The sequence below is a fragment of the Pseudomonas sp. 1 R 17 genome, from assembly GCF_900067035.1.
Taxonomy (GTDB): Bacteria; Pseudomonadota; Gammaproteobacteria; order Pseudomonadales; family Pseudomonadaceae; genus Aquipseudomonas; species Aquipseudomonas marginalis.
The window spans coordinates 81,335-96,949 of the sequence record NZ_FKLB01000062.1 but is presented as its reverse complement, the minus strand read 5'-3'; the positions used below and the strand labels follow the sequence as shown (position 1 = coordinate 96,949).

At 59.3% G+C, this 15,615-nt stretch carries 13 protein-coding genes and 1 tRNA gene; 5 read left to right on the top strand and 9 right to left on the bottom strand.

What is annotated here, in order from left to right; all coding sequences use genetic code 11:
• From BFP99_RS25965 to BFP99_RS25940, 7 genes are all read right to left on the bottom strand, one after another.
• Window positions 1-2,125 (bottom strand): DUF927 domain-containing protein (locus BFP99_RS25965; RefSeq protein ID WP_370737679.1); only part of this gene is annotated, 2,125 nt, incomplete at its 3' end.
• Complete coding sequence (locus tag BFP99_RS25960; protein WP_065948547.1) at window positions 2,122-2,394, bottom strand: DUF3077 domain-containing protein; 273 nt, start codon at window positions 2,392-2,394, stop codon at window positions 2,122-2,124. The genes BFP99_RS25960 and BFP99_RS25965, both read right to left, overlap by 4 nt.
• Entirely contained in the window at window positions 2,391-2,675 is a 285-nt protein-coding gene (locus BFP99_RS25955; RefSeq protein WP_065948546.1) for a hypothetical protein, read from the bottom strand. Before BFP99_RS25955 ends, BFP99_RS25960 begins: the two co-directional genes overlap by 4 nt.
• 530 nt (window positions 2,676-3,205) lie before the next feature.
• Window positions 3,206-3,511 carry a hypothetical protein gene (locus BFP99_RS25950; RefSeq protein ID WP_065948545.1) on the bottom strand — a complete coding sequence of 102 codons (306 nt, stop codon included), beginning with the start codon at window positions 3,509-3,511 and terminating at the stop codon, window positions 3,206-3,208.
• Window positions 3,508-3,705 carry a helix-turn-helix transcriptional regulator gene (locus BFP99_RS33795; protein ID WP_256098226.1) on the bottom strand — a complete coding sequence of 66 codons (198 nt, stop codon included), beginning with the start codon at window positions 3,703-3,705 and terminating at the stop codon, window positions 3,508-3,510. The genes BFP99_RS25950 and BFP99_RS33795 overlap by 4 nt, the downstream gene beginning before the upstream one ends.
• A gap of 677 nt (window positions 3,706-4,382) precedes the next feature.
• A complete protein-coding gene (locus BFP99_RS25945; RefSeq protein ID WP_065948544.1) occupies window positions 4,383-5,618 on the bottom strand; it encodes a tyrosine-type recombinase/integrase in 1,236 nt (411 codons plus the stop codon).
• Between the two features lie 167 nt (window positions 5,619-5,785).
• Window positions 5,786-5,862: transfer RNA gene (locus BFP99_RS25940), tRNA-Arg, on the bottom strand.
• A 372-nt stretch (window positions 5,863-6,234) separates the two neighbouring features.
• Between BFP99_RS25940 and gabD the strand changes: the two genes are divergently transcribed.
• Window positions 6,235-7,677 carry an NADP-dependent succinate-semialdehyde dehydrogenase gene (gene gabD, locus BFP99_RS25935; RefSeq protein ID WP_065948543.1) on the top strand — a complete coding sequence of 481 codons (1,443 nt, stop codon included), beginning with the start codon at window positions 6,235-6,237 and terminating at the stop codon, window positions 7,675-7,677.
• 182 nt (window positions 7,678-7,859) lie between these two features.
• Window positions 7,860-9,137: a 4-aminobutyrate--2-oxoglutarate transaminase gene (gabT, locus tag BFP99_RS25930; protein ID WP_065926318.1), complete on the top strand. Its 1,278-nt coding sequence runs from the start codon at window positions 7,860-7,862 to the stop codon at window positions 9,135-9,137.
• A 394-nt stretch (window positions 9,138-9,531) separates the two neighbouring features.
• Here the strand turns inward: gabT and BFP99_RS25925 are convergent, their stop codons facing one another.
• Window positions 9,532-10,533 (bottom strand): GGDEF domain-containing protein, encoded by a 1,002-nt coding sequence (locus tag BFP99_RS25925; protein WP_065948542.1) that lies wholly within the window; start codon window positions 10,531-10,533, stop codon window positions 9,532-9,534.
• A 188-nt stretch (window positions 10,534-10,721) separates the two neighbouring features.
• A complete protein-coding gene (gene desA, locus BFP99_RS25920; RefSeq protein WP_065948541.1) occupies window positions 10,722-11,906 on the bottom strand; it encodes a delta-9 fatty acid desaturase DesA in 1,185 nt (394 codons plus the stop codon).
• Between the two features lie 166 nt (window positions 11,907-12,072).
• On the opposite strand from desA, the gene dibA reads away from it, so the two are divergent.
• The 3 genes from dibA (at window position 12,073) to BFP99_RS25905 (ending at window position 15,541) form a co-directional block, all read left to right on the top strand.
• Window positions 12,073-13,983, top strand: a complete 1,911-nt coding sequence (dibA, locus tag BFP99_RS25915; RefSeq protein ID WP_065948540.1) for a phosphodiesterase DibA — start codon at window positions 12,073-12,075, stop codon at window positions 13,981-13,983.
• 298 nt (window positions 13,984-14,281) lie between these two features.
• Window positions 14,282-14,464, top strand: a complete 183-nt coding sequence (gene oscA, locus BFP99_RS25910; RefSeq protein ID WP_003170956.1) for a sulfur starvation response protein OscA — start codon at window positions 14,282-14,284, stop codon at window positions 14,462-14,464.
• A gap of 66 nt (window positions 14,465-14,530) precedes the next feature.
• Complete coding sequence (locus BFP99_RS25905) at window positions 14,531-15,541, top strand: sulfate ABC transporter substrate-binding protein (RefSeq protein WP_053137687.1); 1,011 nt, start codon at window positions 14,531-14,533, stop codon at window positions 15,539-15,541.
• Window positions 15,542-15,615 lie beyond the last annotated feature (74 nt).

Below are 15,615 nucleotides of genomic sequence, written 5' to 3'. Positions count from 1 at the left end.
GGCCTTTGCTGGCATCCGCTGGCACGGCGAGCATGCGCACCTCCATACCGGCTTTCAGCTCCTTGTTTGCATCCGCCATGTGCTGCGCCAACGTCTTCTCGCCAGTCGAGAGAAACAGCAAACGCCACTCCTGCACCTGTCGTCCCGCTTGTCCTCGATCATTCGCACGGGCCTTACCGGTGCCATTGCCCAGCATGTAAACCGTTTCGCCAATGATGCGCGGGTCACACATACCGATTTCATCCAGCACCAAGAGGCCGTCTGAGTGTGCGGCAGCGATGGACTCCAGAGCGTTATCTGTTGAGCGCCATGAGCGCACCAGGCGCGGCCCGCCATAGACCGAGGCCGCGACCTGCAAGTGGGTGGTCTTGCCGCCGGAGCTGTCGCCGTACAGGTGGAAGCCGCCCGACTCATGCCCAAGCAGATTCAGCAGAGGCCCTGCAAAGGCCACAGAGACGACAAACGCCAAGCGGTGATTACCAACGCACAGCGCGCCGATTTGCTGCTGCCATTGCTCAAGAGAGCCCGCCTCGCTGATCGGTGGCAACTGAGCACCGGCTTCATAAAAATGCAGGTGTTCGGCGTGCGAGCCGATCTGTTGTTCGGGCAATAGAAACGCATTGTCGTGCCAGCCCAAGCGCGTCACCAAGCGTGCGCGCTGGGCGCTATCGAAGCCGCCAAGGTAACTCTGCAGGTCATTGCGTGCGTTGCGCCCTGATCGGCTTCCGGCAAGGCGCAGGCCCATGTCTACCAGCGGGCCGAGTACGTCTTTGCCGAAGTCGCCGGTCATGGTTCGGGCCGGAATGTTCCAGCGTTTTTTGGCGCCGTCTGGGTCGTCGAATTCAACAAGCAAGCCCCAGTTGTGGCCCTTGTCGTCGCGAGTGCGGGCGATGATTTCGAGAGGCGAACACACAGGGCGCGCCTCGCCATCATCACCGGAATAAAACACCCCATCAGGGGTCAGGCGAAAGCCGCCCGGCAACAGATCATTTTTTGATTTCGCAGGACGTTTTGCAGGTGCCTTAGTCTTCGGTTCTTGGGGCTCAGTGGGCTCAGTGACGGTGCCGAAAAACTCGCCGTTACGCACCAGCTCGGTCACGTGGCCAGCGGTCCAACCTTTGGCTAACGCGTCCGCTGCATCATCGCCATCCGCCCATTTGCCACCCTTGATCAATGTCGGCTTGCCACCTTTGCTGCTGGGCTTGAGCTTGAACACGTCGAGCGAGACTCGTTGCACTGAAGCGGCGCCCAGCTCAATCAGCTTGAGCTCGATGGCGTCCATGCAGGTCTTACCGCTGGCATCGTTATCCGGCCACAGCACCACAGTGCGCCCTTTGAGTGGCGTCAGGTCGGCCTTGTGCCAAGAGTTGGAGCCGTTCAGCCAGCAGGTGGCGACGTAGTCGGGCATCAGTTCGGCGGCGGCGTCAGCGGCCTTTTCACCCTCACAAAGAACAACGGGTGCGTCGGCGCGTTGTGCCAGTTCATCCAGGCGCATCAGAGGCCGAGGGGCCGGCAATCCTTGCCAGCGCCATTGTGTGGTTTGCCCATCGGAGCGCTTGCACCAGGTCAACGGCGCAAAGACCTTCTGCGGTTTGCCGTCCTCATCGGGGCCCAGGTCGAAGCGATACAGCGCCATGACCGGTTGGCCCTGTGCATCGCGATAGATCCACACCTTGGACGGAACACCGTGTTGCCGGTGTTTGGCTGGGCACTTGTTCATGGCCTCGGCCGGGATCGGCTGAATCGCGACCCACTCCGGCGTTGCGTTCTTGGTCGGTGCGCTTTTGGTTGTCGCTGAACCTGCGGAAACGCTGAGCAGATCCGCCAGTTTTTTGCAGGCCTCCACGTCCGTGCCGCCATCGATATAACGCACCAGGTCGATCAGGTCGCCGCCCTTATCGCCGGTGGCAAAATCCGCCCAGGTACCTTTGCTCAAATTCACCTTGAGTGAACCTGCACGTTTGTCCGTGCGCGTCGGGTTTGGTGCTGTGTATTCCTTGCCGCCGTCGACGCGTTTGCCGTTCGGCAGCCAGTGCGCTAGCACACGGTCGATGTTCTTCAGTGCGGCACTTTTTACGTCGGCAAAGCTTGGACGTTTTGAGGTGTTGCCGGTGCGCTGAGTCATAGTGCGGTCCTCGACTCAAGCAGCGCCTCGTTCACGTCGTCGATCAGCGCCTTGGCCATCTCGCCGAGGTAGAACGCAGGCCAACTAAAACGCTCGCCCGCATCGCTGATGGCGGCATCGAGGATCAGTTTATTGGCGTGGTGCAGAATTTGGGAGACGGCTTCTAGTGCGTCCTCTAGCGGGATACCGGCATTCACCCAAAACAGGTTTTGGCCGTTACCGTTGGCAGGGGAAAACTCGGAGCGTCCAAGCGTGCTGGAGTGGGTCACAGCGCACCGCCTTTCTGGCCCATCGGCACAGAAGAGGCATCACCATACATGGTGAGTTTTTTGATAAGGCCCAAGGTGCCACGCACGTCCCAAATAACGGACGACAGCACGCGGTTGGAGAGCAGGGGTTTATCCCCGTCTAAGTGGTCTTCCAGCAGCATGAGAACGGAGTCGGCACGGTCGAGCGCACAGGTGATTGCGTCGATAGGTAGGCCAGCTTCGGCGTCTTGGCTGACGCAGAGCAGATCCTCGGGTAGTGCAAAGCCTGGAAGCATGCTCATTGGGCACCCCCTGCGGCTTCCAGAGCTCGCGCTTTGGACATATGGGCGTTGTAACGGGAGAGGCGTGTAGCGAGGCTGGAGTTGGCGTGTAAAGCGGCGAGAGCCATAGCTCGATGAGCAGCGGCGCGAATTTTGGACGGATTGAGGGCGTGCATGGGGCGAAACTCCTATTGTTGAGGAGCTGCCACGGTTCGCCGTCAAACGAATTAGGGTGGCAGCTGTGCGCAGGTTGACGGGCCGGGACAATAGGAACCCGGCAGACCCGAAGGTCTCCCACGCACAGCCACCATAAAACGGAGATGCGGGCACAAAAAAAGCGCCTGCAATCGTAATGGGGGCGCCTGTGCGCCTATTGTTGAACGGGCCGTCAAACCCGGTCGCTGAATTTGCAGCGACAGGCAGAGAGTAACGTCCGGTTTTTGAAAGTGCAACTGTGTGGATCGCTTGCGGATTTTTTCGACTGGGCATAAATTGGTCAGGCATGTAGATTTACCTCTACGCCTCCGGTTGCCGCCGGGGGCGTTTTCGTTTCAGGCATGGACTTCCCAGCGCAGGGAGACAAAGGGCAACAGGTCGCCTTCGAGACAGGCGCGTGCATCTTCGTAGGCGTCATTCTGTTGGCCTTCGTCGACGATGATTGCTTGCGGGGCTTGGCAAGGAACTGACAATGCGCACCAGATGCCGTCTGCCCAGCGCATCACCAAAACGTCACGGCCCAGGCGTTTTTGCTCCGTACGGTAGCGTTCGAAGCGTTGCATCCACCGAGGCTTAAATTCGACTGTTCTGAGTACAGAAAAGGGCTGCAAGATGGCCCTATTGGCGACACGATTTTTCATGCCGCCACCCTGTCTCGAGCTGCGATTCGTGCACGCGTCCAATCTAAAACTTCAGCCAGTACCCATGCGACGGGAGCGCTACGGGCGTTACTAGCGCTGAGTTTTACTGGAAGTGGGAAGCCGCTATCCGCTTGCTGCATTAGTTTGTAAATCGTTGGGCGCGCTAACCCAACTATGGCCATTACTTCCGGCATGCGGATCAGAATTGCTGAAGGATCTGCGGTAAAATGACTGGTTCGCTTGGCGTTCAGATCGCTTGTTTCGTAGGATCGGATTTCGGTGGGATTTGCGGACTTGCAGCTATGATCATTCATGGATAACCCCTGGTTATGGATACAGGGGTATCTATCTATACATTTATCTAGATGAAGAAAACTACTTTTCCCCTAGACCGGTCAATGTGTAGTCAATATGGGGGCAACGCAGGGTGAACGCGGCAGTTTAGTAATTGCGTAGCTAGCACTGATCGATCAGGTGGCAGGCGTCAGCGACCCGTCCACGGCAGAGATCAAAGCGCGGTTGCCCTGAGAGAGATTTGAGCAGGCCGCTGCTTAGCGCCGAATGCAATACGGTTTGGCGATCAGTCGTTGCCAAGTGTCTCAGGCGCTGTGTAACCGAAAGTCCCACGCCCTGCGCTTGAAGGGCGGAGCCAGCGAAGGTCGCTCGGTAGCGATCAGGCGAAAAACGTCTGCCCGCAGCACCTGAGCGCTGACTTTTGCGTTACACGCAGGGGCAGCGTTACATCGGATGTACGCTATGTCGCTCAACTGTGTAACAGGCGTGGAGGCCAATGAAACCGGGCGTTTGACTATGGGCGTTACACGAGTAACACCCGTTACACCGGTTTTGGAGGGGGGCTGGGTATGTGCTCTCATACCGCCTTTCCAAATTGGCCCTGCACCACATTTCCAATCACTAGGGCATCAAGGTGATCGGCGTACCACTGCATCATCACTCTACGCTGAGGCAGGTACACCGCTTTGTTATAGACCCCGGCAATACCCTCCTTTGCATGAGAGAGCTGGGCCTCAATGTGGTTTTCATCGAAACCCTGCTCATTGAGTATGGTGCTCGCGATGTGACGAAAGCCGTGACCTGTTTGCCGACCGGCATATCCCAGTCTGCGGAGCGCCATTAGAAAGACTGTATTGCTACGAGGGATTGTCCTGTCTTTCCTGCCTGGAAATAGGAGAGGGTACGCACCTGTCAGTGTTCGTAACTCAGTGAGCGCTTCAATTGCCTGTCTAGAGAGAGGCACCACATGTTCGCGACGACGTTTCATTCGCTCGGCTGGGATCGTCCATAGCTTTTTGGAGAAGTCGATTTCTGACCAGCGTGCTTCGCGGATCTCGCTTGGGCGCGATGCTAATAAGGAAAGCAAGCGAAGCCCAATACGAACGTCCTTTGCGTGAGGGTAGGAGTTGATCGCTCGAAGTAGCGCAGGCAGTTCTTCAATCGAAACGTGTGCATAGTTTTCAGCGCTACGTGATTGCAGGAATTTGCTGAGACCTTCAAGGGGATTGTGGACGGCTCGTCCTGTTACGCGGGCCAGGTCATAGATCTCTTTGCAAAAGGCACGAACTCGGCCCATTTGTTCAATGATCCCCTTCTGCTCCATGCCGCGTAGAAACTCCATCCATTCCAGGGGCAATATTTCTGTGTACACGCGTTTTCCGAAGATGGGGAACACGTGAAGCTCAAGTGCGCCAAGTACCCGTCGAGACGTACCTGATTCCCAGCTTGTGCGTCTGGCCTCAAACCACTCGCGCCCTAACGCTTCAAAGGTGTTGTTGGCAGCAACCTGGTCTGCAACCTTCCGAGCCTGCTTGCTCACCAATGGATTTTTGCCGGTCGATGCGTCTTCGCGTAGTTGAGCTGCTTTCTGTCTCGCCAATGAGCCGCTGATTTCCGGGTAGCCGCCGAGCCCCAGCCAAGACCATTTGCCGTCTGGCTTTTTGTAGCGCAGCTCCCATGATTTCTGCCCGTTAGGTTTCACCCGGAAGTACAGGCCATTCCCGTCCTGCTCGCGATACGTTGTGTGCTCGGGCTCCAGGCCTGCAAGCGTGGTGTCTGCTAAGGGGCGGCGTTTGATTTCAGTGCGCTTCACTTCCTGTATGCCTCCAGTTATAGGAATCGCAAAGCATACACGTGGGCATACATGGCGGGAAGTTATAGGGGGAGACAGGGATGGATAGCCAGAAACAAGAAAGCCCGCACAGGGCGGGCTTCTTGGGGTGTTTCGTAGACTGTCTGAGACAGCCCGAGACTGCTATATGGTGCACCCGGCGGGATTCGAACCCACGACCCCTGCCTTCGGAGGGCAGTACTCTATCCAGCTGAGCTACGGATGCTTGTGCGGGCGACATCATACCCATGTCGACCTTGGGCGTCCATGCCGGTCTTTGGCCGTTCAAACGTAGGCATTTGCCGCGCAGAGGCCCTGCGCCGGGCGCCGTTGGTCAACACGGCGGAACGCGCTCGAATCACGCTGATCAGAAAAGTCCGGCAAATGCGCCGTTTTCGTTCTTTTTTTCGAACAGACTATTGCCCTGTACCCCCATTGATCCTAGGATTCGTTTGAGATTTCAAACGCTCTGTCTCTCGTGCGTGCGCTATTCACTGATCGCGCGCGGGGGCTGATTTCCCTGACGGCAGCCCACAAGGCGCCTTTCAACAACTCTAATTCGCTCCGCGTGCGCGCGGTGCTGTTAAGGAAAGCCGACATGCAGCTCAAAGATTCCCAGTTGTTCCGCCAGCAGGCCTTTATCGATGGCGCTTGGGTGGATGCGGACAACGGATCGACCATCAAGGTCAACAACCCGGCCACGGGCGAGATTATCGGCACCGTGCCAAAGATGGGCGCCGCGGAAACCCGCCGTGCTATCGAAGCCGCCGACAAGGCGCTGCCGGCCTGGCGTGCGCTGACCGCCAAGGAGCGCGCCAACAAGCTGCGCCGTTGGTTCGAGCTGTTGATCGAAAACCAGGACGACCTCGGTCGCCTGATGACCCTGGAACAAGGCAAGCCATTGGCCGAAGCCAAGGGCGAAATCGTCTACGCCGCGTCCTTTATCGAGTGGTTCGCCGAAGAAGCCAAGCGCATCTATGGTGACGTGATTCCCGGCCACCAGCCCGACAAGCGCCTGATCGTGATCAAGCAGCCTATCGGCGTGACCGCCGCCATCACCCCGTGGAACTTCCCGGCCGCGATGATCACCCGTAAAGCTGGCCCGGCCCTGGCCGCCGGTTGCACCATGGTGATCAAGCCGGCTTCGCAAACGCCGTTCTCGGCCCTGGCCCTGGTTGAGCTGGCGCACCGTGCCGGTATCCCGAAAGGCGTGCTGAGCGTGGTCACCGGCAGCGCTGGCGACATCGGCGGCGAGCTGACCAGCAACCCGATCGTGCGCAAATTGTCCTTCACCGGCTCGACCGAAATCGGTCGCCAGTTGATGGCCGAATGCGCCAAGGACATCAAGAAAGTTTCCCTGGAGCTGGGCGGCAACGCGCCGTTTATCGTGTTCGACGACGCGGACCTGGATAAGGCCGTCGAAGGCGCGATCATCTCCAAGTACCGCAACAACGGCCAGACCTGCGTCTGCGCCAACCGCCTGTACATCCAGGATTCGGTGTACGACGCGTTCGCCGAAAAACTCAAAGTCGCGGTGGCCAAATTGAAGATCGGCAACGGTCTGGAAGAAGGCACCACCACCGGTCCGCTGATCGACGAAAAAGCCGTGGCCAAGGTCCAGGAACACATCGCCGACGCCCTGAGCAAAGGCGCCAAGCTGTTGGCCGGTGGCAAGGTCATGGAAGGCAACTTCTTTGAGCCGACCATCCTGGTCGACGTGCCGAAGAACGCCGCCGTCGCCAAGGAAGAAACCTTCGGCCCGCTGGCGCCGCTGTTCCGCTTCAAAGACGAAGCTGAAGTGATCGCGATGTCCAACGACACCGAGTTTGGCCTGGCTTCCTACTTCTACGCCCGCGACCTGGGCCGTGTGTTCCGTGTGGCCGAAGCCCTGGAATACGGCATGGTCGGCGTCAACACCGGGTTGATCTCCAACGAAGTGGCGCCGTTCGGCGGCATCAAGGCTTCGGGCCTGGGCCGTGAAGGCTCCAAGTACGGGATCGAGGATTACCTGGAAATCAAATACCTCTGCCTGGGCATCTAAGCCCCGTAAGAGATTGCAGCAAACGCAAAGGGCACGAGAGCGCTGACCCTTTGCGTGTTTCACATCGTTATTCGTAGTGGCCGGGAAAGCTGTGGCAGTCGATCATCGCATGCTGCCGTAGTTGCCTCCCCGCCACGTATTCCTTGAACAACGCCACCCGATGAGTGGCGAATGAGGACTTTATGAGCAAAACCAACGCTTCCCTGATGAAACGCCGCGAAGCCGCTGTACCGCGCGGTGTTGGCCAGATTCACCCGATCTTCGCCGAATCCGCGAAGAACGCCACCGTGACCGACGTTGAAGGTCGCGAGTTCATCGACTTCGCCGGCGGTATCGCCGTGCTGAACACCGGCCACGTGCACCCGAAAATCATCGCCGCCGTGACCGAACAGTTGAACAAGCTGACCCACACGTGCTTCCAGGTACTGGCCTACGAGCCGTACGTCGAAGTGTGCGAAAAAGTGAACGCCAAGGTCCCCGGCGATTTCGCCAAGAAAACCCTGTTGGTCACCACCGGTTCCGAAGCCGTTGAAAACGCCGTGAAAATCGCCCGTGCCGCGACTGGCCGTGCCGGCGTGATCGCTTTCACCGGCGCCTACCACGGCCGTACCATGATGACCCTGGGTCTCACCGGTAAAGTCGTGCCTTACTCGGCCGGCATGGGCCTGATGCCCGGCGGCGTGTTCCGCGCGCTGTACCCGAACGAACTGCACGGTGTCAGCGACGACGACTCCATCGCCAGCATCGAACGCATCTTCAAGAACGATGCCGAGCCGCGTGATATTGCCGCCATCATCATCGAGCCGGTCCAAGGCGAAGGCGGTTTCTACGTCGCGCCGAAGCCGTTCATGAAGCGCCTGCGCGAACTGTGCGACAAGCACGGCATCCTGCTGATCGCCGACGAAGTGCAAACCGGTGCCGGCCGTACCGGTACCTTCTTCGCCATGGAACAGATGGGCGTTGCCGCCGACCTGACCACCTTCGCCAAATCCATCGCTGGCGGTTTCCCGCTGGCCGGTGTGTGCGGCAAGGCCGAATACATGGACGCCATTGCCCCAGGTGGCCTGGGCGGCACCTACGCCGGTAGCCCGATCGCTTGCGCCGCTGCGCTGGCGGTGATGGACGTGTTTGAGGAAGAGCACCTGCTGGACCGCTGCAAGGCTGTCGGCGAGCGCCTGGTGACTGGCCTCAAGGCGATTCAAGCCAAGTACCCGGTGATCGGTGACGTGCGTGCCCTGGGCGCGATGATCGCGGTCGAGTTGTTCGAAGACGGCGACAGCCACAAGCCAAACGCCGCAGCCGTTGCCGCCGTGGTGGCCAAGGCGCGTGACAAGGGCCTGATCCTGCTGTCCTGCGGCACCTACGGCAACGTGTTGCGCGTACTGGTGCCGCTGACCTCGCCGGACGAGCAGTTGGACAAAGGCTTGGCGATCATCGAAGAGTGCTTCTCCGAGCTGTAAGCGGCAGTTGGCCTGATCGATAAGAAAAACCCGCTTCGGCGGGTTTTTTTGTGTCGATCAGAAGCAAGCCAGTTCTTATCAAATTTAAAATAACTTACTGATTTTAAAGGGTAAAAAATTTCACTCTAAAATCTTGAGTCTTGCATAAACAATTTCAGGCAACCGCATTCTTGTGGTGAGCGGGCTTGTCCCGCGCTGGGGTGCGAAGCGCCCCTAATAAAGACAAAATGCGGTGTATCAGGCACTCCTCTGCGCTTGGTTTTGGGGCTGCTGCGCAGCCCAACGCGGGCGGAGCGACGATTCGACAAGCCCGCTCGCCACAGGTGACGGGTTGTCCGTTCTGTCCCTTAACTGACCGGCATTGGGGCAAGCCCCCTCCCACAGTGATCTGCATTCAGCCAGCGATGACGCGATTCTTGCCCAGGCGCTTGGCCTCATACATGGCGGCATCGGCGCGGGCGAACAGGCTGTCCAGGGTGGAGTCTTCCTCGGTCAGGCTGGCCAGGCCCTGGCTGATGGTCACGCTGAACGCCTGGCCTTCATAGCTGAAACTCAGTTCCTGGATCTCCCTGCCCAAGCGCTCAGCCACTTGCAGCGCCATCTCCGGCGCGCAACCCGGCAGAACGGCCGCGAACTCTTCGCCGCCAATGCGCCCGAACAGGTCGCCACGGCGCAGGACCCCGCGACCGCTCTCGGCGATACGCCGCAGCACTTGGTCGCCCTCCAGGTGGCCGTAGGTGTCGTTGACGTCCTTGAAGTCATCGATGTCCAGCAGCAGGAAGGCCAGCGGCGCGCCTTGGGCGCAGGCGCTGTCGAAGGCCTGGTTGGCGCATTCGAAGAAGTGTCGGCGGTTGCTGCTCTGGGTCAGCACATCGGTGGTGGCGAGACGGTGCAGCTCCAGTTCCAGCTGTTTTTTTTCCGTGATGTCTTCGGCCATGCCGACGACGATCACCGGCTCGCCGGGTTCGACCTGCTGGTTGATGTAGCACTTGTCGCTCAGCCAGCGGATCTGCCCGTCGGCGGTGATGATGCGGTACTCGCGGTCTTCCACGGCTCCCTGCTCCAGCACGCGCGCCAGGCTGTGTTCGGCGTAGTCGAGGTCTTCGGGGTGAATGCTGTTGCGCCATTCGCGGTGGTCGGCCAGCAGCAGGCCGGCGGCACGTCCAAAAATCCGCTCGTATGCCGGGCTCACGTAGAGCACGCGGCGGGTTTGCCAATCTATGGCCCACAGCACGGCGTTTACGCTGACCAGCAGAGAACTGAGCAATTGTTCGCGCTCACTCAGTCGCTCGACTTCGCCCTGGGCATGTACCAGTGCCAGCAGGGTTGCTGCCGCGGCCGGACGCGGAGGGTCAGCGGTAGGGCTGTCGGCGGTGAAGGGCTTTTCGAGAACCATCGGCACAACTCTCTCTGGGCGCGCCGCAAGATCGAGCAGCGGTCACTACAAGGGGCCACCATGATGGCGAAGTGTTCATTGAGAGAGGCGAATTGCAGTGAAGTTCCGTCAACAGGCTCGATTGACGGTGTCCGAGAAATGACGCCAAAAAGCTGATGGGTGGGAGGGCAAGCCCTCCCACGCGACTGTCAGACCGCCGCAGGACGCAGCGAATAGGTCTTCAATTGGTGGGCAAAATCCCGCAGGGACTGGATGCCGCTGGACTCGGCCTCGTGCACCCATTCCTTGATGGCGGCGAGCATGTCGTGGCCGTTGGAGCTGGTCTTGAGCCAGATCTGCTGCAGCGCCAGGCGTTTTTCGTAGATCACTTTCAGCGCCTGGCTGTGTTCCAGCATGCTCTGGATACGCAGGTGGTGGCGGTCATCCAGCAGGCTGGTTTCCCGCGACAACAGGCGTTTGGCGCGGTGGAACTGGTGGCGCACCGAGTGATCGACTTTTTCCAGCTCCTGCTTGACCAACGGGCCGATCACCAACTTGCGGTACTGGGCCATGATCTGGAAGCGGTTGTTGAGGATCGCCATGGCGGTGTCCATGTCCAGGTGACCCTTGCCTTCCACGCGGTGGGCAATCGGTGCCACGCGCTGCACCTTGGCCAGGCGCAGGAAGCTGAACACCTTGATCCATGCCCAGCCCAGGTCGAATTCCCACTTCTTCACCGACAGCTTGGCCGAGTTGGGGTAGGTGTGGTGATTGTTGTGCAGCTCTTCGCCCCCGACGATGATGCCCCACGGCACCAGGTTGGTGGCGGCGTCACGGCATTCGAAGTTGCGATAGCCCACGGCATGGCCCAGGCCGTTGATCACGCCGGCGGCCCAGAACGGAATCCACATCATCTGGATTGCCCAGATGGTGATGCCGATGGCGCCGAACAGCAGCAGGTCGATCACGCCCATGATCGCCACACCCAGCAGCGGATAAGGAGTGTAGATCTTGCGCTCGATCCAGTCGTCCGGGCAGTTCTTGCCGTAGATGCGCAGGGTCTCGGGGTTTTCGGCCTCGGCACGGTACAGCTCGGCGCCTTTGCGCAATACGGTGGACAGGCCCTTGATCACCGGGCTGTGCGGGTCGTCGACGGTCTCGCACTTGGCGTGGTGCTTGCGGTGGATGGCGGTCCACTCGCGGGTGTTCTGCGCCGTGGTCAGCCACAGCCAGAAGCGGAAGAAGTGTTTCAGGCCGGCATTGAGCTCCAGGGAGCGATGGGCTGAATAGCGGTGCAGATAGACCGTGACCCCAACGATGGTCACGTGGGTCATCAACAGGGTGACTGCCACCAGTTGCCAGGCCGACAAGTCAAGAAAACCGTTGTACCACATAGGCTGTATGGCCCTCAGATAAAGAAAAGAACAGCACACGCATTATCACTAAGCCTACAGAGAAAACCAGCGGCCCTTTCAGATAAGACTTACGAGATGTTACATATCCTATAATCCCCATTCTTTGTAGGACGATTCTGGGCTTTTAGTAAGGATTACTGGGCATATGCTGTTTTCATACCGAGGAGCCCTGCGTGCTGGGCTGGTATACCTGCTGGCTTCGAGCGTCTGGATAGGCCTCACTCATCGGGTATTGATCGAGTTTCTCGATAATCCGACCGACCTGCACCGGTGGTTGCAGGTGCGCGGTTATGTGTGGGTCGCGCTCAGTGCCTGGTTGATCTACCTGATCTGTGCCCGATCTGCCCGGGCCGACCAGCAGCAACCCTTGAAAGAGAACCGCGAGCGCCTGCGCCAAGCTGCTGCCGTGTTCGATTGCACCCGCGAAGGGGTGTTGGTCACCGACGCCAAGGGCCTGATCGTGCATGTGAACCGGGCCTTCATGGAAATCACCGGCTACCAGTGCGAAGACGTCATGGGCCGGCAGCCGAGCCTGTTCAAGTCCGGTCGCCATTCGTCGAATTTCTATCAAAAGATGTTCCAGACCCTGGAACACACCGGTGAATGGAGCGGTGAAATCTGGAATCGGCGCAAAAGCGGTGAGATTTATCCACAGTGGCAAACCATTCGCGTGATTCACGATGACCTGGGCCATATCAGCCATTACGTCGCGGTGTTTTCCGACATCAGCGCCATCAAGGATTCCGAGCACGAACTGGCCCACCTGGCCCACCACGACCCGCTGACCGACCTGCCCAACCGCCTGCTGTTCACCGACCGTGCCGAGCAGGCGCTGGCCTCGGCGCAACTCCACAAGCGCGGCTGCGCCCTACTGTTGCTGGACCTGGATCACTTCAAGATCATCAACGACAGCCTTGGCCATAATGTGGGCGACCAGTTGCTCAAGCTGGTGGGCGAGCGGCTCAAGGCGCTGTTCGGCCCCGGCGTGACCCTGGCGCGCCTGGGCGGGGATGAGTTTGCGGTGCTCGCGGAAAACTGCTCACAGGTGGTGCAGGCGGCGGCTTTGGCACAGCGCATGCTGGATGTGATGAAGCAGCCGTTCATCTTTGACGGCCATCAGCTGTTTATCAGCGCCAGCATTGGCATCAGCCTGTTCCCCAATGATGCCCTGAGCGCCGAGCAATTGTTGCGCAACGCCGATTCCGCGCTCTTCAAGGCTAAAAGCGTGGGCCGCGAAGGCTACGCCTTGTACACCGAAGAACTCACCGCCCATGCGCAGAACCGGGTGGAAATCGCCAGCGAACTGCGCCGCGCCCTCGAACAGCAGGAGTTGCGCGTCTACTACCAACCGGTGCACGACTTGCACACCAGCCGCCTGATCGGCGTCGAAGCACTGGTGCGCTGGCAACACCCCGAGCGTGGCCTGGTGCCGCCGGGTGATTTCATCCCCATCGCCGAACGCACCGGGTTGATTGCCGAGATCGATGGATGGGTGATGGACCAGGCCTGCCGACAGATGTGCCGATGGCTGGCCGACGGCGCGCCGCTGAGCTTTATTGCAATCAATGTATCCAGCCGCCTGTTTGCCCGGCGCGAACTCTACGATCAAGTCGCCCAGGTGCTGCACGATACCGGTCTGGATCCGGCCTTCCTGGAGTTGGAAGTCACCGAAAGCGCGGTGATGGACGACCCCGAAGTGGCCCTGGAACAACTGCACCGCCTGCGCGAACTGGGCTTGCGCCTGGCCATCGATGACTTCGGCACCGGCTATTCCTCCCTGCTGCGCCTCAAGCGCCTGCCAGTGCAGAAACTCAAGATCGACCAGGGCTTTGTCGCCGGGCTGCCGTGGGACGAAGACGATGCCGCCATTGTGCGGGTGGTGATCGCCCTGGCGAAAAGCATGGGCATGCAGGTGCATGCCGAGGGGATCGAACAGGTGGAGCAGGCGCGGTTCTTGTTGGAGCAGCACTGCGATATGGGCCAGGGGTACTGGTTTGGGCGGCCGATGCCGGCGGACGAGATTGATTGGAACTGCGCACCCACTCTCCAGCCTTGAAATGCATTCAAATGTGGGAGGGGGCTTGCTCCCGATAGCGGTGTGCCAGTCTGAACATTTGTTACTGATAGACCGCCATCGGGGCAAGCCCCCTCCCACATTTGGATATTCACAAGGCGTTATTTCAGCGCTTGGGCGCAAAACAAGCGCGCAACCCCACGTCCTGCCAGAAAATTCTTTCTGGTTATATAAACATTCTTAAATAGTATTTTTAAGAATATCCGCGCTTATCTACTATCGCCCTACGCCGCAAGCAGTGCCGCCACTGCGAGGCACTATTCATTTCAGGAGCGAGACCATGAGCGCATCTCTACGTAGCGTCGACGGCCAGGACGAAGCAGCCATTTTGCGCGAGATCCAGAGCGCCTTGCGCGATCTGCGGTTTGGCGCGGTGGAAATCACTGTGCACAACGCTCAAGTGGTACAGATCGAACGCAAGGAAAAATTCCGTTTGCAGAACCCGGGTAACAAACCGAGCTAAGCAATAACGGCGATAGACCCCGTCACTATAAGAAAAAGCCAACACCCAGAATTTTCAGGAGCTTCTATGTCGTCGATTCGCCGTTATGCCCTGGCCGCCCTGGCCAGCGCCGTGTTTGCCGGTTCCGCCGTTGCCAAGGACTACGAGTTGCTCAACGTCTCGTACGATCCTACCCGTGAGTTGTACCAGGACTACAACGCTGAGTTCACCAACTTCTGGAAACAGTCCCACCCCGGCGATAACGTCAAGATCCAGCAATCCCACGGTGGTTCGGGCAAGCAAGGCCGGGCAGTGATCGACGGCCTGCGCGCCGACGTGGTGACCCTGGCCCTGGCCGGTGACATCGACGAAATCGCCAAGCTGGGCAAGACCCTGCCGGAGAACTGGCAGACCCGCCTGCCGGACGCCAGCACCCCATACACCTCGACCATCGTGTTCCTGGTGCGCAAGGGCAACCCTAAAGGCATCAAGGATTGGGGCGATCTGATCAAGAAAGACGTTTCCGTGATCACGCCTAACCCGAAAACCTCCGGCGGTGCGCGCTGGAACTTCCTTGCCGCCTGGGCCTACGGCCTGAAATCCGGTGGCAGCGAAGCCAAGGCCCAGGAATACGTCAAGGAGCTGTTCAAGCACGTGCCGATCCTCGACACCGGCGCGCGCGGTTCGACCATTACCTTCGTCAACAACGGTCAGGGCGACGTGTTGCTGGCCTGGGAAAACGAGGCGTTCCTGGCCCTGAAAGAAGACGGCGGCGCCGACAAGTTCGACATCGTCGTGCCGTCCCTGTCGATCCTCGCGGAGCCGCCGGTGGCCGTGGTCGACAAGAACGCCGAGAAAAAGGGCAACACCGAGATCGCCACTGAATACCTCAAGCACCTGTACAGCCCGGCTGGCCAGGAGATTGCGGCGAAGAACTTCTACCGCCCACGGGATGCAAAAGTGGCCGCCAAATACGCCCAGCAGTTCCCGAAACTGGACCTGGTGACTATCGACAAAGACTTCGGCGGCTGGAAAACTGCCCAGCCGAAATTCTTTAACGACGGTGGCGTGTTCGACCAGATCTACACGGCGCAGTAAGCCAAAGTACCGGTAGGAGCGAGCTTGCTCGCGAAGATCGTCAACGATGACGCGGGCATTCTGAATGAGCGCGG

What these genes read in the sequence shown, in the direction of transcription:
- BFP99_RS25955 (WP_065948546.1), bottom strand. Translation starts at nt 2,675, where the DNA reads ATGAGCATGCTTCCAGGCTTTGCACTACCCGAGGATCTGCTCTGCGTC.
- BFP99_RS25925 (WP_065948542.1), bottom strand. Translation starts at nt 10,533, where the DNA reads ATGGTTCTCGAAAAGCCCTTCACCGCCGACAGCCCTACCGCTGACCCT.
- desA (WP_065948541.1), bottom strand. Translation starts at nt 11,906, where the DNA reads ATGTGGTACAACGGTTTTCTTGACTTGTCGGCCTGGCAACTGGTGGCA.
- BFP99_RS33795 (WP_256098226.1), bottom strand. Translation starts at nt 3,705, where the DNA reads ATGCCGGAAGTAATGGCCATAGTTGGGTTAGCGCGCCCAACGATTTAC.
- dibA (WP_065948540.1), top strand. Translation starts at nt 12,073, where the DNA reads ATGCTGTTTTCATACCGAGGAGCCCTGCGTGCTGGGCTGGTATACCTG.
- gabD (WP_065948543.1), top strand. Translation starts at nt 6,235, where the DNA reads ATGCAGCTCAAAGATTCCCAGTTGTTCCGCCAGCAGGCCTTTATCGAT.
- BFP99_RS25905 (WP_053137687.1), top strand. Translation starts at nt 14,531, where the DNA reads ATGTCGTCGATTCGCCGTTATGCCCTGGCCGCCCTGGCCAGCGCCGTG.
- BFP99_RS25950 (WP_065948545.1), bottom strand. Translation starts at nt 3,511, where the DNA reads ATGAAAAATCGTGTCGCCAATAGGGCCATCTTGCAGCCCTTTTCTGTA.
- gabT (WP_065926318.1), top strand. Translation starts at nt 7,860, where the DNA reads ATGAGCAAAACCAACGCTTCCCTGATGAAACGCCGCGAAGCCGCTGTA.
- oscA (WP_003170956.1), top strand. Translation starts at nt 14,282, where the DNA reads ATGAGCGCATCTCTACGTAGCGTCGACGGCCAGGACGAAGCAGCCATT.